Here is a 23,688-nt window from a genome sequence, read left to right as displayed (position 1 = left end):
CTGTCGGCACGCATGCGTCCGAGTGACCTGCGTTCGTCACACACCCAGCCGGACGCGGCTTGCTCCGTAGAAGCGGTTCTTGTCCGCTTTTGCGGGATCAGCGGCGACGGGTTTTCCCGGTAACGCCTTCGCAGCTCAAGCCGCGTCTGCGGTCGCTTCCGTCACGACCACAGACCTCCACGCCGCCGCGCAGCGCCGCCGCCCGTCGCCGCCGTCGCCACGGCAGCGGCAGCGGCAGCGGCAGGCGCAATCAGCGCCAATCGATCCGCAGGCTCAGCGCCGCATTGCGTGCCTCGCCCAGCGTGTGCTGGTTCCAGTAGCTGCGATCGAACAGGTTGTTGATGTTGCCGGTCAGCAACGCGTCGTAGCCGCCCAGCGTGGTGGCGTACTGGAAGCCGGCCGCGGCGACGGTATGCCCGGGGATGAGCACGCGATTCTGATCCTCGTAGTAGGCATCGCCGGAGTAGCGCACGTTGCCGTGCAGGCTCAGGCCGCGCACGCCCGGCACGCGCCAGGTGGCATTGGCCAGCAGCTGCCGGCGTGCAGCGCCGGCCGGGCGATTGCCGCGCAGGGCCGCGTTGTCCGGCGACAGATCCTGCAGCCGCGGGTCCATCCACAGTCCGCCGACGCCCACTTCCAGATCCTCGGTCACGCCAACGCTGCCGATCACTTCCAGCCCGCGATACAGGGTCAGGCCGTCCTGGGTCAGGTAGCGCAGGCCGTCGCGGTAGGCGTCGATCTGCGCGCCGCGCTCGATGCGGAACGCGGCGGTGGTCAGCGCGAAGCGCCCGCTCTGCAGCTTGGCGCCCAGTTCGTACTGCTTGCTCACCGTCGGCGCCAGCACGCTGCCGGCGTTGGCATAGGCGGGCAGCGCATCGGTGCCGACGCGGCTGCCGGGCTCCAGCGCCTCCACGTAGCTGGCGTAGAGCGACACGTCGTCGACGGGCTTGTAGATCAGCGCCACGGTCGGGGTCGTCACCGAGGTGCGGTAGCCGCTGTCCACCGACGCGTCGCCATCCAGATCGCGTTGCTGGTAATCCACGTGGCGCGCGCCGAGGATGGCGCGCCAGTGGTCGCCGAACTGCAGGGTGTCGCTGACGAACACCGCCTTCTGGCGCAGGTCCGCGCTGACCGGCGCCAGGCTGTAGTCCGGTCGGCGGGTGGGGCGGAAGGACTGCGGGCGATACAGGTTGCCGTCGAAGTCGTTGCTCCAGTAGAGCGCCTTGCTCCACTGGTCCCAACTGCGCTGCACCGAGGCACCGAACACCAACGCGTGCGTCACCGGGCCGGTGTCGACGCGGCCGTTGACCAGCATCTGCACCACGCTGTTGCGCAGCACCGCACCGAAGTCGTAGGCAAAACCGGCGTAGTCGCCCGCTTCGTTCAGCAGATTGGCGAACATCTTGTGCGACGTGTGCCGGCGGCGGCTGCCGCCCAGGCTCAGCGCCGCGCTCCAGCGCTCGTCGATGCGCCAGTTCAGGCCGGTGGTCGCGTGCAGCAGGGCGGTCTCGTAGTAGGCCCCGTCGACGCGGATCTTGTCGTAGTCGCTGGTGGGGCGGGGCAGGCGGTTGCCCTGGTAGGCATCCCAATAGAAGTACAGCGGCTCGTGCTCGAGCGTGTTGCGCTCGTGCACCAGTTCGGCATGCCAGGTCAGGCCCTCGACGATCGGTTGCTTGACCGCAAGAGCGATCGTCTTGCGGTCGATGCCCGCGCCGTTGTACGCGTCGCCGCGTTCGATGCCGGCGTTGAGGCGGTAGCCGAAGGAGTCGGCGCCGTTGGCACGGCCGCCCGCATCCACCTGCGCCGAGAACACGCTGTCGTTGCGGTAGCCAACCGTGGTGGCCAGCAGTGGCGTGTCGGTGGGGCGCTTGGTCTGGTAGCTGACGATGCCGCCCGGTGCGCCGAAGCCGTACATGAAGCCGCCCAGGCCCTTCAGCGCCTGCACCGATTGCACCGCTTCCAGCGGGAACTCGCCGCCCCATTCCATCAGCATGGGCACGCCGTCCACGTAGAAATTGCGCACGCCGATGCCGCGGATCTGCGTGCCCCACCAATTGGTGGTGGCCGGCGGCTCGGCCGCGAACACCGATGGATCGTTGATGAAGATCTGCCCCAGCGTGGTGGCCTGGCGCCGCGCGATCTCGGGTTCTTCGATCAGGCTCACCGAGAACGGCGTATCCAGCAGGCGGGACGTGCCCAGCGCGCCGACCGCCGCATCCTGCTGCAGGTCCAGGCTGAGCCGCTGGCCTTTGACCATGACCGTGTCCAGTTGCGTGGCCTCGGCCGATGACCCGGCATCGCGGGTGCCGGCACTGGCGGTGTCCTGGGCGCTGGCCGAGGTGGACGCGGCGGCCACGAGAGCGGCCAGCAGCGCGCGGGCGAGCACGCCCATGGCCGGCGCTGGCCGGTGGAATGACGTCTGAAACATGAGAAGGCCCCTGTTGCGTGTAGTGAACGGACGGGGCGATGGCTGGTCCGCAGATGTCGTCGGGGCGTTAATTTATTCGAGAACGAATCTTATTTGCAAGTTTCGCTGTGTGGCGAGCGCCATGCGGGCGCCGTCGTTGTCGTCATCGTCGCGAGACCGAATCGTGACCGCGGGGAAGGGCGGCTACCGGCCGGGATCGCCAGGGCAACGCTCGAGAAGCGCGGGTTGCGGCAGATGGCGCCCCACGCCGACGCGTGGGAAGTGACTGGGAGCCATCCCCAATCTCCAATCCCCAATCCCGGCCTTCAGTGCAACAACGCCGCCACCGCCTCGCTGAACTGGTGGCGGGCCTGCGAAGAGGCCGGGTCGCCATGCAACTGGCGCACGGCCCGCGCCAGGCGGGCGGCGCCGACGAAGCCGCAGCTGGCCTGCAGCCGGTGCAGGTGGCTGCGCACGGCCTGGTCGTCGCTGAGTTGCAGGGCCGAGGCCACCGCATCGCGGGTGCCGGGCAACTCGGCCAGGAACAGTTCGCGCAATGCGATCAAGTGCGCGCGCTCGCCGTTGAGCGCGGCCAGCGCGGTGGTCTCGTCCCAGTCCAGGGTCGGTTCGGCGGTCCCGGCGGTGCCGCCGAGGCGGCCGCGCGCGAGCAGCCGGCGCACCGATTGCAGCAGCCGTTCGGTGCTGAGCGGTTTCAGCAGCACGTCGGCGAACCCGGCGTCGAGCAACTGCGCGCGGACCGTGGCGCTGGTGTCGGCGGTATGCGCCAGCCCCAGGGTGCCGGGGCGTTGCCGCTGCAACTGGCACAGCAAATCGCTGCCGCTGCCGTCGGGCAGGTTGGCGTCGATCAGCCACAGGTCGTGCGCCTGCGTCTGCGCGCGGGCGAGGGCGCTGGCGACGGAGTCGGCCAGGTCCACCTGGGCCGGCAGCGCCTGCAGCGTCGCGTCGAAGAAAGCGCGGCTGATCGGGTCGTCTTCGACGAGCAGCAGTCGCGTTACCGGGTCCTGGTTCGATGCCATGCTGATGCCTCCATGCGGCGTGGTCGCATCCCGCGCGGCGGCGCGCGTGCGTGCGCCACTTTGCCTCGCCGGCGCGGCAATCGCAAGCCGGTCCCGGCCCGGCCCATCTGCGACAATAGCCGCCCTTTTCCGCCCGCAGCCTGTTGCCACGTGGCCCGATCCAGAAATCGTCTCGACCGCACGCCCTTCCAGACCGACATCGCCGACCTCAGCCACGATGGCCGCGGCGTGGCCCGCCGCGAGGGCGACAAGGTCGCCTTCGTCGCCGGCGCGCTGCCCGGCGAGACCGTCCTGGCCGAACCCACCGCGCGCAACCGCCACTTCGACGAGGCGCGCACCGTGCAGGTGCTGCAGGCCTCGCCGCAGCGGGTGACGCCGCGCTGCCCGCATTTCGGGGTCTGCGCCGGCTGCGTGCTGCAGCACCTGGCCGAGGACCAGCAGATCGTCGCCAAGCAGCGGGTGCTGACCGAGAACCTGGAGCGCATCGGCCACGTGACCCCGCAGGCGTTGCTGCCGGCGCTGACCGGCGCGCCCTGGGGCTATCGGCGCAAGGGCCGCTTCTCGGTTAGGCGGGTGGAAAAGAAGGACAAGACCCTGGTCGGGTTCCGCGAGCAGGATCCGCGTTTCGTCGCCGACCTGTCGGTCTGCCACACGGTGATCCCGCAGATCGGTTTCAAGGTGACCGCGCTGGCCGAGCTGGTCGAAAGCCTGGACGGCAAACGCGACATCCCGCAGATCGAGTTCATCGCCGGCGACGCCGCGGTGGCGCTGACCTTCCGCCACATGCAGCCGCTGAGCGCGCGCGACCAAGACGCGCTGATCGCCTTCGCCCAGGAGCACGACTTCGCCATCTTCCTGCAGCCCGGTGGTGTGGACAGCGTGCACCCGCTGTATCCGCAGGCCGTGCCGCTGTCGTTCCGGCTGCCGCAGTGGGATGTGGAACTGGCGTTCCGCCCGCTGGACTTCATCCAGGTCAATGCCGCGCTCAACGAGAAGATGATCGCGCACGCGCTGGCGCTGCTCGATGCGCAGCCCGACGACCGCGTGCTGGACCTGTTCTGCGGCCTGGGCAACTTCACCCTGCCGCTGGCGCGCACCGTGCGCGAGGTGGTCGGCGTGGAAGGCGACGCCGGGCTGGTGGCGCGCGCGCGGGAGAACGCGCTGCGCAACGGCCTGGACAATGCCCAGTTCTTCGCCGCCGATCTGACCCAGGACCAGCGCCAGGCGCCGTGGATGCGCCAGGGCTTCGACAAGTTGCTGCTGGACCCGCCGCGTTCCGGCGCGCTGGAGGTGCTGCAGCAACTGCCGCTGAAACAGTTCCAGCGCATCGTCTACGTCAGCTGCCATCCCGGCTCGCTGGCGCGCGACGCCGGCTACCTGGTCAACGAACAGGGCTTCGTGCTCAAGGCCGCCGGCGCGATGGACATGTTCCCGCACACCGCGCATGTGGAGAGCATTGCGGTGTTCGAAAAGCCGGGAATGGGGAATCGGGATTAGGGATTCGTCACAGCGGCTGCGCGCGCGGTTTAAGCTTTTTCCATTCTCCTTTCCCCATTCCCCATTCCCGATTCCCATGGCCATCGAAATCGAACGCAAATTCCTCGTCATCGGCGACGGCTGGCGCGCGGCGGCGCATGCGGTGATGCCGATGGCGCAGGGCTATCTCAACGACCAGGCGGCGCTGGCCAGCGGGGCGCAGAAGGCGTCAGTGCGGGTGCGGGTGCAGGGCGAGGCCGCGTTCCTCAACCTCAAGTCGCGCGAGCTCGGGCATACCCGCCAGGAGTTCGAGTATCCGATCCCGCTGGCCGATGCGCGCGCGCTGCTTGCGCTGTGCGTGGGCGGGCTGATCGACAAGCGCCGGCATCTTGTGCAGTACCAGGGCCACCTCTGGGAAGTGGACGAGTTTCTCGGCGACAACGCCGGGCTGGTGGTCGCCGAGATCGAGCTGGACAGTGCCGACGAGGCATTCGCCAGGCCCGACTGGCTCGGCGCCGAAGTCACCGACGACCCGCGGTACTACAACGTGGCGTTGGCGACGTGTCCATTCTGCGAATGGACGGGATTGGGGAGTGGGGATTCGGGATTGGCAAAAGCGTAAAGCCAAACGCCGCACGCGGCCCGCTTTTGCGAATCCCCAATCCCGAATCCCGAATCCCCGCTTCTCGCGGCGATCGGGCTTATGCTTTTGCGACTACCCAATCTTCAATCCCCGCTCATGCGCATCGATATCTGGTCCGACGTGGTCTGTCCCTGGTGCTGGATCGGCAAGCGCCGGTTGCAGCAAGGTCTTGCGTCGCTCGGCGCGGATGCGCCGGCGCTGGAGATCCACTGGCATCCGTATCAGCTGGATCCGGACGCCGGCACCGAGCCGGTGCCGTTGCGCGAGGCCTATGCGGCCAAGTTCGGCGGTGCGGCGCGCACCGAGCAGATCCTGGCGCAGACCCAGGCCACCGCGCGCGCCGAAGGCCTGCCGTTCGACTTCGGCCGCGGCCAGGTGCGGGTGACCACGCTGCCCGCGCACCGCTTGCTGTGGCTGGCCGCGCGCGAGGGCGACGTCGACGCGGTCGCCGAGGCGCTGTTCCATGCGCACTTCGCCGAGGGCCGCAACCTGGCCGAGGTGCAGACGCTGTGCGATGCCGGTGCCGCCGGTGGGTTGTCGGCGGCGCGGGTGCAGGCGCTGCTGGCCGGCGACGAGGGACTGGACGAGATCGAGGCGGAACTGCAGCAGGCGCAGGCCATGGGCATCCGCGCGGTGCCCACCTACGTCATCGATGGCCGCCAGGCGCTGCAGGGCGCGCAGCCACCGGACGTATTCGCCGCCACCGTGCGCGGTTTGCTCCCGGCGGCGCTGGACTGCGGCTCCGGCGGCTGCGCGGTGTAGGCGCTGTCGCAAAGCGGCAACCTGGCCTGCGCGCAATGCGCAGTGACCGCTGCCGAGATCTGCGACAAAGCTGTGAGGTCGCGATGAACAGCGCGTGCAGGGAATCCAATGCACGCTTCTGGTTAGCGTCGCAAAGCATTGTGAGTAATGAGCACGGTTTGTTGGCGGGATTTAAATTGCTGAAACAAGTCCAATCTTTCTTCGGGCTTTTGAAATTTTCCAAAGCATTGAAAGTCTTAATTTGAAATTTTCTAAAAGGAATTGAGATAGTCCTTTATTGGTCCAAGTGCCATTTGTTTGCGCCTAGCATCAAGATTTTCAGTGTCTTCAACAGGGCGAAGAGTTGTTTTTCCATCTACTGTCTGGACTTGGGTGCCATACAGTTGAGGTTTGCCGCTAGCTAAACTGACGCGATCAAAAAGCATAGCGTATTGCTGTTTGGCAAGCTGCCGCTGTTCCATTAATGGTTTCGCTAGTTTAAGAGCGAATCGCTGAAAATCGAGATCGTCGTCTGCATGCTGAACGAGCAAAAAAGCAGTAGAGACGCCGTCTCTTCCAACCATAGCAATGGTAGGGAAACCAACTTCTCTAAAGATTGACTTAATCACCGGAAGGTTCTTTTTGTCTACTTCGGCAACTCGCTTCTTAGCGGTCATCATTTCTTTTTCGGTAGTCGCTCGTGAAATGGCCTGGCGCGCTGCTTGATCATCCGCGATCATATGTCCCAGGCTTTCTCTTATATCTGGACGAGAATATACGTTGGGTTGCTTAGATAGTCTGCGCTCAGCGTAAATTTGGGGGATTGGACTGCCCAAATTCACCTGCTTCTGCGCCTCTTCAATTTCCTGGTCGAGGGGCGCAAGCCCGTAGAAGTCTCGAAAGAATCTGCTTTTCCCATAGCGTGTCATTGTTGGTACCGGCGCCACTTTACCTGCGACAATGCCTAGAAGAGTTCCATAGAGCTGATCATCTGCATGCTGTTGATAAATTAGATCAGATAAATGTGCATAGGCCGCAGGATCAATGTCTATATCAACCTGCTGATCCATTAGCTCAAGCATGTATTGCTGAAAAGAGAATTCTGCAGAAGCGCGTAAAAGCAAATAACCAGCGAAATCAATTCCCTCCCTTCCTGTGGTTTCATTAGTCGGCCAGCCTTTCGAGACCAAAAGAGCCTTGAATTGTTTCAATTGCTCTATAGTGAGTGCCTGATTAGCCTCGTCGTTCAGCTTCTTCAGGGCGGACAAATACTCCTGGTCTCTCTGGGCGCTACTTGCTACAGCTATGTCATAAGCTGGAGGCACATCTTCTGCAATAGCAATAGGTACTATGACGAATAAGCCAGTCAAAAAAAACGCCTGCAGGAAGCTTCGAATTAATTTATTTCTTGGCAGCTGATGCATCGTAGTTCCTATCGTGATTATTGGGTAGACCGAAGTCAATGGCTTGCTATTATCGTTGCTCTCGCGATTCGCTTTTAATGGTGCGTTTTGTCTCTAAAATTTATCAGTGATGCTTCGCAAAAACAAATAGGTCAGTAGACGCGGGGAAGATGGTGCGCATTGCTACAAGTTAGCGACGTCTTTCATTTGTTAAATAAACAGGATGGGCCTTTAAACTTAACTCGACTGCGGTTTCCAGTTGGTTACGCCCCGGTTACTTTATTTTCTTCTTCAGCCATTAGGTTATAATCAGCTAGGCTTTTGTATTCGCTGGGTGCGCCTCCTCCAAGCAAGGCTGCGACACTCGCTACAATGCGACTTCCTCCCCAGTATTCGACGAAAAGAAAAGCACCGCCCGGATTTAAATCAAGGAAAAAAATGTTTCCATCTTTGTCTACGCAAAAATCGCTGCTCACCATTTGCAAGCCAAAAAAGTGAGTAAGTTTTAATATGTCTTCTTTTAGCCTTGGTGGCGTTTCGAATGAAGAATAAACAAGGCTTTCATCGGTCTGATAAAATCGAAAGTCAATGCATTCAGTATTTGAGTTTTTAATGCTGCATGAAAATACTTCACCTCCAACGGCTACCACGCGGAGTTCCAGATTTTTATCAATTAATTCCTGATATATTGCTGGGCATGAAAGCAATTCATCGTCGCTTATACTATTGAGCTCAGCATTGGTTATGACGTTTGTATAGGTCATAAGTCTGCTGCCGTCGCTTTGATTCCAGGTGTAAACATCCAGCGGTTTTACTGCTACGGCGCCGCGCTTTGCAACAAAATTTCTAATCTTTGAGGCGTCGGAGCTAATTAAAGTGTCAGGGAAGCGAATTCCCAGTTTCTGGCATGCGTGAAGTTGTTTGATTTTTAGCTCACCACTAATGCAAGATGTCTTGTCGTTGAGCCATTTAATGCCGTTGCCAGATAGGCACTCAAGCGTGTTATCTATGTATCTCTTGTTCTCTCCAGAAATATAATCTTTGTCCGCAGCATCCGTGGCGATAGAGAAATTCCGGGGCCAAAATACACGTCTGAGCCAAGCGCTATCAAAATTCTTTTGGGAATTTACTTCAATTGTCAGTGGAAAATTATTACCAACTTCAACACTATATCCTGAGGTTTGAATGGCTTTGGACGTATCCCAGAACGTCACCTCGTGTCCTTTCTCAATTAAAGACCAGGCGACGACCTTAGCGTGTGTATCCTCTTCTTCGGAAGATACTATAAGTATTTTAGATGTCATGCTTATATCATCTTGTTATGAGATGCGGAAATTGATCGCATTTTGATTTGAATGAAGCGTGCACCACTAATGTGGTGCACGCTCACGCAGTTAGGGCGTCTCGATAATTGTATCTAGCCCACTGGGTGTCTTAGAGTTTCCCTTGTATGTTTCTTCAGTTGCCGTTCCACCAGATCCAGCGGCCGGGGTGCGTACTACTGTTCCAGCTCCACTCACTTGGCCGAGTTCATCTGCAGAGATGTGGCGAGCCAAAGTCTTGGCTAGAGGAGTGATAGTGTCTTTTTTCATTGTTTTCTCCTTGTATGTACAAGCTTAATTGCTTTCGATTTTGTCTTGGGAGACATACTTTCCATTTTTATCGTATGAATTTTCCGTGGTTACTGCCCCCGGTAGTTTGACTACCGTGCCGGCACCGCTAACTTTTGTTAGTTCATCGGTCGTTACCAAGCGGGAAAGGGACTTCAGCACGGGCTTCACAGTATCATTCTTCATTTTATAGCCTTTGTCGGTTTGAGTTGGCGTCTACCTAACGCCACGTGGCAACTGCAGCAGGGCCCTTGCTTCAGTTGCTACGTGATGCTATTGACATGCTCAGTGATAAGTCAAAAATTCTATCAGCTTGTTCAATAGTCTCTTTTCGATGGGCGATAACTATTCTTGTTATATTTAGATCTTTAATGGTTTTGTTGATCAATGCTTCGTTCTCGGCATCTAAGTGGCTTGATGCCTCGTCTAAAACTAGGACTTGTGGCTTTCTATATAATGCACGAGCTAAAAGTAAACGCTGCTTCTGACCTCCTGATAGAGTAGAGCCCATATCTCCAACGAGCGTTTCATACCCCATCGGCATTATATTTATCTCATTATGGATGGCCGCTAGGCGAGCTGCTTCCTCAATTTTACTTTTATCTGCATCACTATCAAAGAATGCGATATTGTCAGCAATACTTCCCGAAAAGAGGTTGTCATCTTGCATCACTGCAGCAATCGCTACTGGGGTGATTGCTAGGCTGCTGGAATTTCCGAATTTTATTGTGCCTTGAGTCGGCGCTAGGAGCCCAAGGATCAATTTGGCCAGCGTGGACTTGCCGCATCCGCTAGGGCCTACGATAGCAAGCGATTCGCCCCTAGTGATTTCCAATGACAAGTTTTTTATCACCCAGGGCTCGTCATCTGAATATCTATGGCTGACATTTTCAATGTGGATATTTCCGCTGTTTCCTTTTTCCTTTTTATTGATGAATGTTACTGGATTTTCAGGACTTTCGAGAGCAATGTCTGATATCCGTAGTAAATGAAGTCTAAGCATTTTAAATTCAATTAACTTGTCCACTAAAGTGCTGGTTTTCAATGAAAACTGATCGGCATACGCAACAAAAGCTACTAACATGCCGGGGCTGAGTTGTCCTTTGCTTACCATGTAAGCACAGGCTGCAATCAGAACAACACGTTGTAATCCGAATATTCCTTGGTTAGCAGTATTGAAGCCGAGTTCGATTCTTTGTGCGGATAGCTGCCTTTTCGCCGCCTCCATCGTTGAATTACTTAGGCGCGATTTTCGTTCAGCTTGCTTTTTCGATATCTTAATGGCTTGGATGCCGCGTACCGATTCCATAAGTTCTGTTTGTTGCCGTGCCGCGTAAACGACACTCTGTTCATTGGCTGACCATAAACTCTTAAACATAATCGCGCGAAGCAGTGAATAAGTGCATGTCATCGTGACAGCAAAGAAAGTTAGGGCAGGGCTGTAGGAGATTAATAGTAGTAAGGCCAATATTCCCGTTAATCCATCAAGAATCGCCGAAAGAAAAGATCCTGTAAGTGTTGATTGAATTGTATATATTGACGAGAATCTAGATAGAATGTCGCCCAGGTGGCGCTTTTCAAAAAACTCTAGCGGTAGCCTCAATAGATGGCTGAACATATTGGTGACCCACTGAGAGTTGATATTGGCTCCCAACCAGCTTATTATCCAAGCTCGAGCAATTGACAATAGTGCTTGTGTAATAACGATTAAGGCAAATGAGATGCTTATTATTAGTAAGATGTTTGTATCATTTGATGCGGTGAACTGGTCAATAGTTAATTGCAACTGCAATGGAGTTGCTAAGGCTAATGCCTCTATTCCAATGGCTAAAATTATTATTTGAGTGATGGTCCTCTTTAATCCGTAGATTTTTCCTGTGAGTGCCTTCAGGGTTATGTGGCGAACTTCCGTCTGTGGGGTGAAGTCCGTCGAAGGCTCTAGTTCGAGCAACACTCCAGTGAAATGGTCACTGGCTTCCCTATAGGTAATCTTTCGGAGTCCACGTGCGGGATCAAAGATGACAATTTTGTTTTTCTTTGTGGCGGCTATGACTACGAAATGGTTTAGATCCCAATGTGCTATGCACGGCAATTTTGCAAAGGATAGATACTCTAATTCGGCCTTTAATGGCCTGCACTCAAATGACAGTTCATTTGCAATATCAATCATTCTTGCGAGAGTAATTCCTTTTAAGGAAGAACTGAATCGTCTGCGCAGACTTGGAAGGTCGATATTATGGCCATGAAATTTAGAAATCATTGTGAGGCACGCTAGTCCGCACTCCGCGCCTTCGGACTGCATCACAAGTTCTACTCGACGCTTCTGACTCCAATTAATAAATCCTGAGTCGTCAGCCATTTTTCAGTCTCTTGGTTGGCATGGGCTGATCGCTCTGTATCTTGAAATTTTTCGGTTTGATCAGATCACGTATTTTTTGCTTGCCTACGACTATCTCTGCTTTTAAGGACATGCCCGGCTTCAGCGTGATCTCATGGTTTGCTAGCCAAGCTGAGTCATCACTTAGTTCAACCAAAATGCGAAAGCGTGCACCTTTGATTTCTTGGCCAAGATATTTGCTAAGTTTTGACTGAGGTACAGGGCTAAGAGAAATGCTTTTTACGTGTCCTGGTTGAAGTCCATATGTTTGCTTTGGAAAGGCGGTGTATTCAATGGATACGGCGGAGCCTTCCCTTATTGATCCAGCTGATACATCAGGAATCCATAGCTCTGCCTGAAGTGGAGAGGTATTTGCAACCAGTGTCATTAGGGAGAAGTCCGTGTTTACAGCCTGTCCTTCTTTTGCCATTATGTTGTTTATTCGACCTGGCCTGCTCGCTCGAATAATGATTGATGAGTTTTCGGCATTCCCTAGGCGAGCCTGTTCGACATCTGCCACTTGAAGATCAAGTAATAAAAGTTTTTCTCGAAGTGTAGCCGGCAATTGCTCCATCTCTGATTTGTTTCGCATTATTTCTTCCGAAATGCGGAACCGTTGCTGGCTAAGGCTGGCTAAAGTTGCTTTGTGTTGCATTGCTGTATCGTATTGTTGGCCGATCTGATATCCGCTTATGACGCCTTTGGCGTCTTTCTGCCACTTTCTATAAAGTTCCATTGCGGCTTGAGCTCGGTCAGCTTGAATTGACAACTGTTCTTCTATGTCTTTCTTTTGGCTGGTCAGTAGATTTATGGTATTTGCCAGCTCTTGGCTCTTTAACGCAAAATTACTCTTTTGCTGATTTTGAGCCTCGTGTAGCATTTCTAGTTTTTTTACTAGCTGTGCAGCGGTGGCTTTTTGCGTATCTCCAAGACTAACGCTTTCTCGGCTTTCCGTTAACTCGAAAAGCGGCGCTCCGGATTTGACCAAGTCACCTTCGTGGACAAAAATTTGGCTGATTAGGCCGTTTTTTGGTGGGATTATATCTATCTGCCCATCGGTTGGGACTAAAATCCCTTCGGCCGCTTCTATTTTTGTGTAAGAGCCAAAGAAAAAAATGAGTACTAGTGCAGTTAGAGAAGAAGCTGCAATATATGCCGCTAACCAACCCATTCTCGGGGGCGGTATGCGAATTCCTCCAAAATTATCATTTCTTCTGGCTTGAAATACTTCATCTCTAAAAAGAGACATTGCTCATCCTTGAACGCGGATTGGAATGCTTATCCCATTGCGTGATATCAATTGCGTTTATGAAAGTCAAGTGTGTGTGAGCGGCCTCGTTTATCTGGCAGTTGGATATGGGCGCGGTGTCCCTGACAAGACCGCTCATCTTCGTACGTAGGCTAGACCTTCGCTGGCGTTACGAATTTCTTGCCGTAAGCTCGCAGTGCCTTGATTGTCAAAAATAGCTTTCCTTTAATCTCGGTAACGCTAAGAAAGCGTTCGTTGGCTCACTATTGGAAAAAAATTTTCATATTCCGAGCTGGCAGTGATAGCCCGTACTTTCTTCACGAGCTCGCGCAGGCGACTGGGATCCGTGCAGTGTCGAGCTAAGTTCTCGACGGCCACCATGTGATCCAGGGGGCGTAGCCGCTGGAGGTGTTTGCCGCGACGCGACGCTGCGCGGCTTGTTGCCGGCGGCGCCGGAAGCGATCCAGGACTGCGGCCCCGATGACTGCGCGTTATAGGCACTGCCGCAAAGCGGCAACCTCGTCGAGATCCAATACGCTCACTGTGCATGAGCCGCAGCGCTGCGCCGACCTTCCGCCGACGCCGGCATCTGCGACAATGCCGACCCACAGGCGCCTGAACCGCGCCGGCAGGAGGAATCCCCCGCATGCTCGCGATCGGCGTTGCCGGTACCGAACTCACCGCGCAGGAGCGCGACTGGCTGCAGCACGATGCGGTGGCCGGCGTGGTCCTGTTCAAACGCAATTTCGCCTCGCGCGCGCAGGTGACCGAGTTGAGTGCGGCGATCCGCGCCGCCACGCCGCGGCCGCTGCTGCTCTGCGTGGACCAGGAAGGCGGGCGCGTGCAGCGCTTCCGCGAGGGCTACAGCGCATTGCCGCCGCTGCAGGATTTCGGCGCGCTGTACGCGCGCGATCCGGCCGCGGCGCTGGAGATGGCCGAGCAGCACGCCTGGCTGATGGCCAGCGAGATCCGCGCCAGCGGCATCGACCTGAGCTTCGCCCCGGTGCTGGACCTGGCCCGCGGCAACCGCGCCATCGGCGACCGCGCCTTCAGCGACGATCCGCAGGTGGTCGCGGCCTTCGCCGCGGCCTACGTGCGCGGCATGCACAGCGTGGGCATGGGCGCCACTCTCAAGCATTTCCCCGGCCACGGCACCGTGCTCGAGGACACCCACGTCGACAACGCCGAGGACCCGCGGCCGCTGGAGACTCTGCGCCAGGAAGACCTGGTGCCGTTCGCCGCCGGCATCGCCGCCGGCGCCGACGCGGTGATGATGGCGCACGTGGTCTACCCGCAGGTGGCGCCGGAACCGGCCGGCTACTCGCCGCGCTGGATCCGGCAGATCCTGCGCCAGGAGCTGGGCTTCCGTGGCGTGGTGTTCTCCGACGACATCGGCATGGCCGCCTCGTTCGCCGCTGGCGCCGTCGCCGCGCGGGTCACTGCGCACCTGGACGCCGGCTGCGACGTGGTGCTGGTCTGCCACCCGGAACTGGTCGAAGACTCGCTGCAGGCCGTGCGCGATCGCCCGCTCAACACCGCCGCGCTGCTCGGCCTGATCGGCCGCGGCGGCCTTGGCTGGGACGGCCTGCTGGCCGACGCCCGCTATGGCCACACCCAATCCCATCTGCTCTCCACCTTCGGAAAAACCGCCTGATGTCCACTCTCACCATCGCCCAGGCCCTGGCCCAGGCCGACCTGCTGGTCGATCGCACCCGCATCGACCAGGCCATCGCCCAGATGGCCGACGCCATCGCCGCCGACTACCGCGGCGAAATCCCGGTCTACCTGACCATCATGCACGGCGCGCTGCCGTTCGCCGGCCAGCTGGCGCTGGAACTGGGCAGCCGCGGCCAGGACCTGCAGCTGGACTACCTGCACGCCACCCGCTACCGCGGCGAGACCGTCGGCGGCGAACTGGTGTGGAAGCACCGCCCGGCCACCGCGCTGTACGGCCGCCGCGTGCTGTTGCTCGACGACATCCTCGACGAAGGCCTGACCCTGAAGGCGGTGCGCGAGTGGTGCCTGGAGCAGGGCGCCACCGACGTGCGCATCGCCGCGCTGACGGTCAAGCGCCACGACCGCTGCGTGCCCGGGGTCAGCGCCGACTATGTCGGCGTCGAAGTGCCGGACCGCTACGTGTTCGGCTTCGGCATGGACGTCAACGAGGCCCTGCGCAACCTGCCGGCGATCTACGCGATGAAGGAGTAAGCGGCCAGGCGAGCCAGCCTCGCCTGCGTGGCTGCCGTTTCCCGCTGCCGGCGCGCGTCGCCGGCGCAGGTATTCCCTTTCGTTCGAGGTTCCGCATGGACAACATCGCACTGGCCGTCATCGGCGGCACCGGCGTCTACAAGCTCGCACAACTGGACGATGTGCAGACCCACGAGGTCGAGACGCGCTACGGCGCGCCTTCCGGCCCGGTGCGGGTCGGCACGCTGCTCGGCCACCGCGTCGCCTTCCTGGCCCGCCACGGCGAAGGCCATTCGCTGCCGCCGCACAAGATCAACTACCGCGCCAACCTTGCTGCACTGCAGCAGATCGGCGCCACGCGCGTGCTCGCGTTGAACACGGTGGGCGGCATCACCGAGCGCTTCGGCCCGCGCGTGCTGGCCTGCCCGGATCAGCTCATCGACTACACCTGGGGGCGCATCTCCACCCTGTGCGAAGAGCCGGGCAGCGAGGTGCTGCACGTGGATTTCGGTCATCCGTATTCGCCGCTGCTGCGCAGCAAGATCCTCGCCGCCGCGCGCGTCACCGGCACCGCGCTTGTGGACGGTGGCTGCTACGCCGCCACGCAGGGGCCGCGCCTGGAAACCATCGCCGAGATCGCGCGGCTGCGCCGCGACGGTTGCGACCTGGTCGGCATGACCGGCATGCCCGAAGCCGGGTTGGCGCGCGAGCTGGGCCTGGACTACGCCTGCCTGGCGATCGTGGCGAACTGGGCGGCCGGCTGCGGCGACGCCGAGGAAATCACCCTGGCCGAGGTGCTGGCCAATGTCGAGGCGGCCTCGGTCGGGCTGCCGGAGCTGGTGGGGGAACTGGCGCGCGGGTGATTGTCTTCGTTGCGCAAGCTTTGCATACTCCGCCGGTGCGGCTGCCGCACAACCACCACCCATTCACTGCAAAAGGTCTCGCATCACCATGCCGAACGGTACCGTCAAGTGGTTCAACGACGCCAAGGGATTTGGTTTTATTTCTCCGGAAGACGGTAGCGCCGATGTGTTCGCGCACTTCTCCGCGATCAACTCCAAGGGCTTCCGCAGCCTGCAGGAAGGACAGCGTGTCAGCTACGACGTGACCCAGGGTCCGAAGGGCGCGCAAGCCTCGAATATCACGCCGGTCGAGTAAGCGCGCGCGTTGACTCGGTTGTGCCTTGAACCCCGCTTCGGCGGGGTTTTTTATGGGAGACGCCGTGGTGTCGGCGTCGGCAGGCGGTGCGGGCAATGACGCAAGGATTGCAGATCGGGATCGTGGGGTATGGCACCGCAGGCCAGGCACTGGCGCTGCTGCTGGCGCGCGACGGGCACCGCGTGAAGGTGTTCGAGCGCGCCGCCGAGCCCGGGCCGGTCGGCGCCGGTTTCCTGCTGCAGCCGACCGGCCTGCAGGTGCTGTGGCGGATCGGCCTGCTCGAGCAGGCCCTGGCCTACGGCGCGCCGGTGCACCGCCTGTACGGCGAGACCCCGTGCGGGCGCGCGGTGATGGACATGCGCTACCACGACCTGGAGGCGCGCCTGTTCGGGCTGGGCATGCAGCGCGGCGCCTTGTTCGCCCTGCTGGCGCAGGCCTGGGACGGCTACGCCACGCTGCAGCGCGATACGCGCATCGTCGCCATCGACGACACGCTGCGCCGGGTGCAGGACCAGCACGGCCGCTGGCATGGGCCATTCGACCTGGTGATCGCCTGCGACGGCTCGGCCTCGGCGCTGCGCGCGCAGGTGCAGGCGACGCGGCTGGACCGGATGTATCCGTGGGGCGCGCTGTGGTGCCTGCTGCCGCGCGGCGACTGGGCCTTCGCCGACGAACTGCGCCAGCGCTACGTGGCCGCGCGCAAGATGATCGGCCTGCTGCCGGTGGGCACCCGCCCAGGCGATGCCGAGCCCCGGGTGAGTTTCTTCTGGAGCCTGCCGACCGCCGAGTTCGATGCCTGGCAGGCGCGCGGTGTGCAGCCGTGGCTGGAGGAGATCGCGCAGCTGTGGCCGCAGGCGCGCGAACGCCTGGCGCAGATCGACGCACCGGCGCAACTGGCGCGGGCCAGCTACCGCGATGCGGTGCAGCGGCACTGGTACCGCGGCCGCCTGGTGCTGGCAGGCGACGCGGCGCATGCGATGAGCCCGCAACTGGGGCAGGGCGTCAACATGGCGCTGATGGATGCCTGGGCATTGAGCGAGAGCCTGCGTACCGCGCCGGACATCGAGGCGGCGCTGGCGCGCTACCAGGCGCAGCGCCAGGCGCACGTGGCGGTGTACCAGTTCTGGAGCCGCTGGCTGACCCCGCTGTTCCAGTCCGAGCGCGACGTGGTGGCGCGGCTGCGCGATGTGGGCATGCTGCCGGCCGGGCGCATGCCGGGGGGCCGCGGACACATGCTGCGCGTGCTCAGCGGCACCCAGCAAGGCTGGTTCGGCAAGCTGCCGCTGGCGCCAGAGTTTCTCGAAGCGTTGCAGGACGCGGTGGCGCGGCGCGTGGCGCTGCCGTAGGCGGCGAGATCGCGGACGCAGGTGAACGCGCGCCTGGGTGATTCGTCGCGGCGACGGCGCGTGCAGAGCGCAACGCGGCGAGCGCGGCCCGACGGCGATGTTCTGTGTTTGCAGTTGCAACATTGTCGTGCCGCGATTCGCCAATCTTGTGCGGGATGGGCTTCAGCCCCGGCACCCTTCAGTTGGTCGCGTCGGGACTGAAGTCCCTCCCACAGCACGGCATCGCACTGGCCACTTCGGTTGCAGTCACGACCAGTCGCCACCCCGCCCGATCTACGCCGTCGCCACTGGAAGGGCGAAGGCCGCGCCTTCGACGCAGGCGACCAAGCGCTCGCCCGGCGCCAGCACCGGGGCGACGCCGGCGGTGAAGTGCGAGAACGCCGGCAGCACGGTCATGCCGTCGCGCAGCCAGAACGCCGGCCAGCGCGGGCGCAAGCCAGGCAGTTTGGCCAGCGGGTGCAGGTGCCCGCACAGCACGTGGCGCTGCGCATCCGTCACCGGATCGTGGCGCAACACGAACGGGCCGTCCTCCACCTGCGTGCCAAGCGGCGCGATATCCAGCCCGGCGCCGGCGAGGGCGCGGTCGTGGTTGCCGGCGATCGCCGCCACGCGCAGCTGCGGATGCTGCGTGCGCCAGGCATGCCACTGGCGTTGCCAGTCGGCATCGGGTGCGGCGCCATGCAGCACGTCGCCGAGGATCCACAGTTCCGCCGCGTCCTGCGCCTCCAGCAGCGCCGACAGCCGCGCCAGGTCGAGCGCGGTGCCGCCGCGCGGCAGGCCGATGCCGGCGCGGCGGAAGACGTCGGCCTTGCCCAGGTGCAGGTCGGCGATCAGCAGCCGTCGCCGCGCCGGCCAGTACAGTGCGCGGTCGCCGAGCAGGCGCATCGGTTCGCCGGCCAGCCGCCAGTCCAGTTCAGCGCGCATGGCGCTGCTCCAGTTGCGCCGCCGCGCGCATCACCCGCGCTTTCCAGTCCTCGGTGCTGAGCTGACCGCGGATGCTCTCGGCCCACAGCGGGAACGCCAGTGGCGTGAGGCTGCGCGGGCTGTGCAGTGCCAGCTCGCGCGCGGCGCAATCGTCCAGGGTGGCGGCGAGCCGGGTCAGTTCCATCTCGCCCTGCAACACCTCGCGCTCGGCCTGCGCCAGCAGCAGGTGCTCGGGATCGAAGCGGCTCAGCACGTCGTACAGCAGGCCGCTGGAGGCCTGCAGCTGGCGCAGGCTGCGCGGCAGGCGGCCGGGCAGGCTGGGCGGCAACAGGCCGGCGACGCGGGCGATCTCGCGGAACTGGCGGCGCGCCAGTTCGCCGAGGTTGAGGCTCTCGCGCAGATCCTCGAACAACTGCGCAGGACTCAGCAGTTCGCGCAGCAGTGCCGCATCGATCGGCGCGTCCTCCGCCGGCGACAGCACGAAGCCATAGTCGTTGGCGGCGAAGCTGAAGGTATTGCGCTGCCGCCGGCCCCAGCGCAGCGCCAGCAGCGCGGCCAGGCCTTCGTGCACCTGGCGGCCGGCGAACGGATACACGAACAGGTGCTGGCCGTCGCGGGCGCGCACGCGCTCGGCCAGCAGCCGCTGCGGCGCCGGCAGATCCGACAGCGCGCGCTGCAGTCCGAGCAGTGGCGCCAGCGCGCGCAGTTCGGCCTCGCCGCGCGGATCGGCGAACACCGCTTCCACCTCGCGGCCCAGTTCCGAAGACAGCGGCATGCGCCCGCCCATCCACTTCGGCACGCTGCCGTCGCCGCCCTTGGCCAGGCGCACATACGCGGTCATGTCCTCCAGTCGCACCAGTTCCAGCAGGCGCCCGGCGAACTGGAAGCGATCGCCGCGGCGCAGACGGCCGACGAACTGCTCCTCCACCGCGCCGAGCCGGCCGCCGCGCAGGAAGCGCACCGCGACGCTGCCGTCGCTGGTGATGGTGCCGATCGACAGGCGATGACGCAGGGCGATGCGGCGGTCGTGCACGCGGTACAGGCCGTCCGCGTCCAGCACCACCTTGCGGTAGTCCGGATACTGCGCCAGCGCGCGTCCGCCCTGCACGACGAACTCCAGCACCGCCTGCCAGGTCGGCGCATCCAGCATGGCGAAGGCGGCGGTGCCGCGCACTTCGGCGTACAGCGCGTCGGCAGCGAAGCCGCCGCCCAGTGCGCAGGTGATGCAGTGCTGCGCCAGCACGTCCAGCGACAGCCGCGGCGAGGGCCGCGATTCGATGCGGCCATGGGCGATGGCGCGGCGCGCCGCGGCGTATTCGACCAGTTCCAGCGCGTGCGAGGGCACGCACAACATGTGGCCGGCCTCGCCGGGGCGGTGCTTGGCGCGGCCGGCACGCTGCAGCAGCCGCGCCACGCCCTTGGGGCTGCCGATCTGCAGCACCTGGTCGACGGCCGGAAAATCTACGCCCAGGTCCAGACTCGAGGTCGCCACCACGCAGCGCAGGCTGCCGTCGCGCAGGCCTTGCTCGGCAGCGCTGCGCAGTGCGGGATCCAGCGAGCCGTGGTGCAGGGCCAGGGTGTGCGCTTCTTCCGGCCACACCGAGGTCAGCGCCTGATGCCACAGCTCGGCCTGCGCGCGGGTGTTGGTGAACAGCAGGCTGGTGCGCACCGCGAAGAGTTTTTCCAGCACCCGCGGCAATTGCGCCAGGCCCAGGTGCCCGGCCCAGGGGAAGCGCTCGCCCACCGCGGGTGCCAGCGTCTCCAGGGTCAGCGTGCGCGGCTTGACCCCGGCCACGATCGGCGCCTGCGGCAGGTGCGGCAGCAGCACGTCGCGCGCCTCGTCCAGGTTGCCGAGCGTGGCCGATAGGCCCCAGGTGCGCAGCGTCGGCGCCCAGCCGCGCAGCCGCGCCAGGCACAGCTGCAGCAGCACGCCGCGCTTGTTGCCGAGCAGTTCGTGCCACTCGTCGACGATCACGCAGCGCAGCGTCGCCAGTTGCGGCGCGGTGTCGGGATAGGACAGCAGCAGTGCCAGCGATTCGGGCGTGGTCACCAGCACGTCGAGCTTGCCGCTGCGCGCCAGGCGCTTGTCGCGGGCGCTGGCATCGCCGGTGCGCAGGCCGATCTGCCAGTCCAGGCCCAGCGCCTGCGCCGGTTCGCGCAGCGCGCGTACCGTGTCGGCGGCGAGCGCGCGCAACGGGGTGATCCACAGCACCTTGAGGTCGCGCTGCGCCTGCCGGCGCGTGCGCGGCGGCGCGACGGTCTTGGCAGTCGCGCTGGCGCCGTTGCCACGGGCGGGCTTCTGTTTGGCGGCGGCCGCCTGCGCCGCGGCCTGCGCACGCAGACCCTCCAACAACGGGCCGCCGAACGCAGCCAGGGTCTTGCCGCTGCCGGTGGGCGTGTGCAGCAGCCCGGAGCCGCCGTCCAGGTACTGCCGCCACAGCGCGCGCTGGAACGGCAGCGGTTGCCAGCCCTGCTGCGCGAACCAGGCGTACAGCGGCGCATCGGCCGGGCGCCGCCGCGCCGCCGATCCGCTCATCGCGCCAGCGCCTGCAGCGTGGTCAAGCGGTCGGCCTCGGCGAACGGCTTGTCGTGGCGCCAGCGCAGGATGCGCGGGAAGCGCACGGCGATGCCGGACTTGTGCCGGCTGCTGCGATTCACCGCCTCGAAACCGAGCTCGAACACGTGATACGGCGTCACCGCGCGCACCGGGCCGAAGCGCTCGGTGGTGTGCGCGCGGATCCAGCGGTCCAGCGCCAGGATCTCGCTGTCGTCCAGGCCCGAGTAGGCCTTGGCCACCGGCACCAGTTGCTCGCCGTCCCACAGGCCGAAGGTGTAGTCGGTGTACAGCGTGCTGCGCCGGCCGTGGCCCGCTTGCGCGTACAGCAGCACCGCATCGATGGTCAGCGGCGCCACCTTCCATTTCCACCAGTCGCCACGGCGCCGGCCGGACTGGTAGGGCGACGTCGCGCGCTTGAGCATCAGCCCTTCCACGCCGCGCGTGCGCGCATCCTCGCGCAGCGTCGCCGCCTGCTCCCACGTCGTGGCGTGCACCTGCGGCGACAGCGTGAGGCGCGGATCGGCGTGCGCCTCCAGCAAGGCCTGCAGTTGCGCGCGGCGCTGCTGCAGCGGCTGCTCGCGCAGGTCCTGGCCGTCCAGTTCCAGCAGGTCGTAGGCGAGCACCCGCGCCGGCGTGTCGGCCAGGGTCTTTGCACCGGGCTTGCGCCGCTGGATGCGGGTCTGCAGCGCGGTGAACGGCAGCGGCGCGGGCTCGCCTTCGCGCCAGACCAGCAGTTCGCCATCGATCACCGCATCGCGCGGTAACGTCGCCGCCGCCGCCTCGATCTCCGGGAAGCGCCCGTCCAGGCGTTCCTCGCCACGCGACCACAACGCCACCTCGCCGTCGCGGCGGATCAGTTGCAGGCGGATGCCGTCCCATTTCCATTCCAGCAGCCAATCGTCGAGGGCACCGAGCGTGGCGGCCTCGGCTTCCAGCGGCGAGGCCAGGAAGAACGGGTAGGGCTGCTGGCGGTCGCTGGGCAGCACCTCGTCGGACAGCAACTGCTCCAGCGCCTGCGGCGTCGGCGACCAGGCGCCGAGCATGCGCTGGGCGATGCGTGCGATGTCGATCCCCGACATCGCCGCCAGCGCCTGCTGCACCAGCCGCTGCGAGACGCCCACGCGCAGCGCTCCGGTCAGCAGCTTGTTGAACAGCAGGCGTTCGTCGAAGGCCAGGCTGCGCCAGCCCGCCACCACCGCGGCGCGGCGCGCGGCCTCGTCCTGTGCGGCCACCGGCAGCAGGCGTTCCTCGATCCAGTCGCGCAGGGGTGCGGGGTCGGGGGTTTCCGCCGGATCGTCGAGCAGCAGGGTCAGGGTTTCGGCCAGATCGCCGACGTGGTCGTAGCTGTCGTCCACCAGCCAGCCGGGCAGGCCGCTTTCCCCCGCGATCCACTCGCGCAGTTCGCGGGTGTTGGCGATGCGCCGCAGCTTGCCGCCGCTGAGCAACCAGATCGCCCAGGCCGCGTCGGCCGGCGGCGCCTGCTCGAAGTACGCCACCAGCGCGGCGCGCTTGTCCAGCGTCGCGGTGCTCTGGTCCAGTTGCCGGTACAGCGCGGCGAAGCGCTTCATTCCTCGCCACCGTAGTCGGTACGGAACGCCTCGGCGGCCACACCGCGTTCATTGAGTGCGCGGATGATCGCGTCGGTGTTGCCGTGGGTCGCAATCACGCGCCGCGCTCCGGTCTCGTCGATGGTGCGCAGCAGGTCGGGCCAGTCGGCATGGTCGGAGACCACGAAGCCGCGGTCGTAGTTGCGCCGGCGGCGGTTGCCGCGCAGCCGCATCCAGCCCGAGGCGAAGCCGAGTTGCGCATGGCGGAAGCGGCGCAGCCACGGACTGCCGGCGGCCGACGGCGGCGCCAGCACCAACTGCCCGGCGTAGTCGGCGCGCTTGTCCAGTTCGGACACGGTGCGCGTGTCCAGCATCGCCACGCCGGCCTCGCGGTACACCGCCACGCCGGCCGCCACCGCGCCGTGCAGCAGCGCCGGCTGGTCGTCCCACGGCTGCAGCTCGGCGAGCACGCGCTGCGCTTTGCCCAATGCGTAGCAGAACAGCACCGCGGCCTCGCCGCGCGCGCCGCACTCGCGGCGCCAGGCGACGATCTCGCGCGCCACCGCGCTGGTGTCCGGCCAGCGGTACACCGGCAGGGCGAAGGTGGCCTCGGTGATGAAGGTGTCGCAGCGCATCACCTCGAACGGCGCGCAGGTCGGATCGGGCTGGCGCTTGTAGTCGCCCGAGGCGACCCAGACCTCGCCATCCACTTCGATGCGTACCTGCGCCGAGCCGAGCACGTGCCCGGCCGGATGCAGCGACACCTGCGCGCGGCCGAGCGTGAAGCGGGTGCCGTAGTCGTAGGCGCGATAGACCTGCTCGCCCAGCCGCCAGCGCAGGATCGGCAGGCCGGCGGCGGCGCAGTGGTATTCGCCCATGCCCGAGCGCGCGTGGTCGCCGTGGCCGTGGGTGATGACCGCGCGCGGCACCGGCCGCCAGGGATCGATATGGAAGTCGCCGGCGGGGCAGTACAGCCCTTCCGGGCGCAGCACCACCAGGTCCTGGGAAGCGGCATTCGGCATGGGC

The 23,688-nt window shown here is 63.0% G+C and carries 18 protein-coding genes; 8 read left to right on the top strand and 10 right to left on the bottom strand.

The genetic code is table 11. From position 1 onward, the window contains the following. Positions 1-250 precede the first annotated feature (250 nt). Both ACHWVH_RS00720 and ACHWVH_RS00715 read right to left on the bottom strand, forming a co-directional pair. The gene (locus ACHWVH_RS00720; protein WP_394686464.1) at positions 251-2,428 is read right to left on the bottom strand and encodes a TonB-dependent siderophore receptor; all 2,178 of its coding nucleotides are present in this window, start codon (positions 2,426-2,428) and stop codon (positions 251-253) included. Between the two features lie 305 nt (positions 2,429-2,733). Beyond that, the gene (locus ACHWVH_RS00715) at positions 2,734-3,450 is read right to left on the bottom strand and encodes a response regulator transcription factor (protein ID WP_026144765.1); all 717 of its coding nucleotides are present in this window, start codon (positions 3,448-3,450) and stop codon (positions 2,734-2,736) included. A gap of 144 nt (positions 3,451-3,594) precedes the next feature. Between ACHWVH_RS00715 and rlmD the strand changes: the two genes are divergently transcribed. From rlmD to ACHWVH_RS00700, 3 genes are all read left to right on the top strand, one after another. Then, a complete protein-coding gene (gene rlmD / locus ACHWVH_RS00710; RefSeq protein ID WP_295927010.1) occupies positions 3,595-4,941 on the top strand; it encodes a 23S rRNA (uracil(1939)-C(5))-methyltransferase RlmD in 1,347 nt (448 codons plus the stop codon). 76 nt (positions 4,942-5,017) lie between these two features. Further along, positions 5,018-5,542 carry a CYTH domain-containing protein gene (locus ACHWVH_RS00705; RefSeq protein ID WP_267107882.1) on the top strand — a complete coding sequence of 175 codons (525 nt, stop codon included), beginning with the start codon at positions 5,018-5,020 and terminating at the stop codon, positions 5,540-5,542. Between the two features lie 117 nt (positions 5,543-5,659). After that, the gene (locus ACHWVH_RS00700) at positions 5,660-6,325 is read left to right on the top strand and encodes a DsbA family oxidoreductase (protein WP_295927006.1); all 666 of its coding nucleotides are present in this window, start codon (positions 5,660-5,662) and stop codon (positions 6,323-6,325) included. A 251-nt stretch (positions 6,326-6,576) separates the two neighbouring features. On the opposite strand, the gene ACHWVH_RS00695 is transcribed toward ACHWVH_RS00700, so the two are convergent. The 4 genes from ACHWVH_RS00695 to ACHWVH_RS00680 all read right to left on the bottom strand — a co-directional run bounded on the left by ACHWVH_RS00695 (position 6,577) and on the right by ACHWVH_RS00680 (position 12,943). Continuing rightward, positions 6,577-7,728: a DUF6624 domain-containing protein gene (locus ACHWVH_RS00695; protein ID WP_295927004.1), complete on the bottom strand. Its 1,152-nt coding sequence runs from the start codon at positions 7,726-7,728 to the stop codon at positions 6,577-6,579. Between the two features lie 242 nt (positions 7,729-7,970). Next, on the bottom strand, positions 7,971-9,011 hold the full coding sequence (locus tag ACHWVH_RS00690; protein ID WP_295927003.1) for a RimK family alpha-L-glutamate ligase: 1,041 nt from the start codon (positions 9,009-9,011) through the stop codon (positions 7,971-7,973). Between the two features lie 562 nt (positions 9,012-9,573). After that, on the bottom strand, positions 9,574-11,676 hold the full coding sequence (locus ACHWVH_RS00685; protein WP_394686463.1) for a peptidase domain-containing ABC transporter: 2,103 nt from the start codon (positions 11,674-11,676) through the stop codon (positions 9,574-9,576). Then, the gene (locus tag ACHWVH_RS00680; protein WP_295926997.1) at positions 11,669-12,943 is read right to left on the bottom strand and encodes an HlyD family secretion protein; all 1,275 of its coding nucleotides are present in this window, start codon (positions 12,941-12,943) and stop codon (positions 11,669-11,671) included. Before ACHWVH_RS00680 ends, ACHWVH_RS00685 begins: the two co-directional genes overlap by 8 nt. A 646-nt stretch (positions 12,944-13,589) precedes the next feature. On the opposite strand from ACHWVH_RS00680, the gene nagZ reads away from it, so the two are divergent. From nagZ to ACHWVH_RS00655, 5 genes are all read left to right on the top strand, one after another. Continuing rightward, positions 13,590-14,597, top strand: a complete 1,008-nt coding sequence (nagZ, locus tag ACHWVH_RS00675; RefSeq protein ID WP_267099088.1) for a beta-N-acetylhexosaminidase — start codon at positions 13,590-13,592, stop codon at positions 14,595-14,597. Next, the gene (locus ACHWVH_RS00670; RefSeq protein WP_295921999.1) at positions 14,597-15,151 is read left to right on the top strand and encodes a hypoxanthine-guanine phosphoribosyltransferase; all 555 of its coding nucleotides are present in this window, start codon (positions 14,597-14,599) and stop codon (positions 15,149-15,151) included. The genes nagZ and ACHWVH_RS00670 overlap by 1 nt, the downstream gene beginning before the upstream one ends. Positions 15,152-15,246: 95 nt before the next feature. Next, positions 15,247-15,993, top strand: coding sequence for an S-methyl-5'-thioinosine phosphorylase (locus ACHWVH_RS00665; protein WP_010342285.1), 747 nt, complete (start codon positions 15,247-15,249; stop codon positions 15,991-15,993). A gap of 88 nt (positions 15,994-16,081) precedes the next feature. Next, a complete protein-coding gene (locus tag ACHWVH_RS00660) occupies positions 16,082-16,288 on the top strand; it encodes a cold-shock protein (RefSeq protein ID WP_003488188.1) in 207 nt (68 codons plus the stop codon). A gap of 95 nt (positions 16,289-16,383) precedes the next feature. Next, positions 16,384-17,634, top strand: coding sequence for an NAD(P)/FAD-dependent oxidoreductase (locus tag ACHWVH_RS00655; protein WP_295926990.1), 1,251 nt, complete (start codon positions 16,384-16,386; stop codon positions 17,632-17,634). 273 nt (positions 17,635-17,907) lie between these two features. On the opposite strand, the gene pdeM is transcribed toward ACHWVH_RS00655, so the two are convergent. From pdeM to ACHWVH_RS00635, 4 genes are read right to left on the bottom strand one after another with little or no spacing between them, the layout of a single operon-like run. After that, entirely contained in the window at positions 17,908-18,558 is a 651-nt protein-coding gene (gene pdeM, locus ACHWVH_RS00650; RefSeq protein ID WP_267123395.1) for a ligase-associated DNA damage response endonuclease PdeM, read from the bottom strand. After that, positions 18,548-21,094 (bottom strand): ligase-associated DNA damage response DEXH box helicase, encoded by a 2,547-nt coding sequence (locus tag ACHWVH_RS00645; RefSeq protein ID WP_295926985.1) that lies wholly within the window; start codon positions 21,092-21,094, stop codon positions 18,548-18,550. Before ACHWVH_RS00645 ends, pdeM begins: the two co-directional genes overlap by 11 nt. Next, positions 21,091-22,683, bottom strand: coding sequence for an ATP-dependent DNA ligase (locus ACHWVH_RS00640; RefSeq protein ID WP_394686462.1), 1,593 nt, complete (start codon positions 22,681-22,683; stop codon positions 21,091-21,093). Before ACHWVH_RS00640 ends, ACHWVH_RS00645 begins: the two co-directional genes overlap by 4 nt. Continuing rightward, positions 22,680-23,684: a ligase-associated DNA damage response exonuclease gene (locus ACHWVH_RS00635; RefSeq protein WP_295926981.1), complete on the bottom strand. Its 1,005-nt coding sequence runs from the start codon at positions 23,682-23,684 to the stop codon at positions 22,680-22,682. Before ACHWVH_RS00635 ends, ACHWVH_RS00640 begins: the two co-directional genes overlap by 4 nt. Positions 23,685-23,688: the final 4 nt, after the last annotated feature.

The organism is uncultured Xanthomonas sp. (assembly GCF_964278005.1).
Lineage (GTDB): Bacteria > Pseudomonadota > Gammaproteobacteria > Xanthomonadales > Xanthomonadaceae > Xanthomonas_A > Xanthomonas_A sontii.
Note: the sequence above shows the minus strand (reverse complement) of the source record. Positions and strands in the feature narration are given on the sequence as shown.

What these genes read in the sequence shown, in the direction of transcription:
- nagZ (WP_267099088.1), top strand. Translation starts at nt 13,590, where the DNA reads ATGCTCGCGATCGGCGTTGCCGGTACCGAACTCACCGCGCAGGAGCGC.
- ACHWVH_RS00680 (WP_295926997.1), bottom strand. Translation starts at nt 12,943, where the DNA reads ATGTCTCTTTTTAGAGATGAAGTATTTCAAGCCAGAAGAAATGATAAT.
- ACHWVH_RS00700 (WP_295927006.1), top strand. Translation starts at nt 5,660, where the DNA reads ATGCGCATCGATATCTGGTCCGACGTGGTCTGTCCCTGGTGCTGGATC.
- ACHWVH_RS00660 (WP_003488188.1), top strand. Translation starts at nt 16,082, where the DNA reads ATGCCGAACGGTACCGTCAAGTGGTTCAACGACGCCAAGGGATTTGGT.
- ACHWVH_RS00640 (WP_394686462.1), bottom strand. Translation starts at nt 22,683, where the DNA reads ATGAAGCGCTTCGCCGCGCTGTACCGGCAACTGGACCAGAGCACCGCG.
- ACHWVH_RS00695 (WP_295927004.1), bottom strand. Translation starts at nt 7,728, where the DNA reads ATGCATCAGCTGCCAAGAAATAAATTAATTCGAAGCTTCCTGCAGGCG.
- ACHWVH_RS00655 (WP_295926990.1), top strand. Translation starts at nt 16,384, where the DNA reads ATGACGCAAGGATTGCAGATCGGGATCGTGGGGTATGGCACCGCAGGC.
- ACHWVH_RS00645 (WP_295926985.1), bottom strand. Translation starts at nt 21,094, where the DNA reads ATGAGCGGATCGGCGGCGCGGCGGCGCCCGGCCGATGCGCCGCTGTAC.
- ACHWVH_RS00705 (WP_267107882.1), top strand. Translation starts at nt 5,018, where the DNA reads ATGGCCATCGAAATCGAACGCAAATTCCTCGTCATCGGCGACGGCTGG.
- ACHWVH_RS00635 (WP_295926981.1), bottom strand. Translation starts at nt 23,684, where the DNA reads ATGCCGAATGCCGCTTCCCAGGACCTGGTGGTGCTGCGCCCGGAAGGG.
- pdeM (WP_267123395.1), bottom strand. Translation starts at nt 18,558, where the DNA reads ATGCGCGCTGAACTGGACTGGCGGCTGGCCGGCGAACCGATGCGCCTG.
- ACHWVH_RS00685 (WP_394686463.1), bottom strand. Translation starts at nt 11,676, where the DNA reads ATGGCTGACGACTCAGGATTTATTAATTGGAGTCAGAAGCGTCGAGTA.
- ACHWVH_RS00720 (WP_394686464.1), bottom strand. Translation starts at nt 2,428, where the DNA reads ATGTTTCAGACGTCATTCCACCGGCCAGCGCCGGCCATGGGCGTGCTC.
- ACHWVH_RS00665 (WP_010342285.1), top strand. Translation starts at nt 15,247, where the DNA reads ATGGACAACATCGCACTGGCCGTCATCGGCGGCACCGGCGTCTACAAG.
- ACHWVH_RS00690 (WP_295927003.1), bottom strand. Translation starts at nt 9,011, where the DNA reads ATGACATCTAAAATACTTATAGTATCTTCCGAAGAAGAGGATACACAC.
- ACHWVH_RS00670 (WP_295921999.1), top strand. Translation starts at nt 14,597, where the DNA reads ATGTCCACTCTCACCATCGCCCAGGCCCTGGCCCAGGCCGACCTGCTG.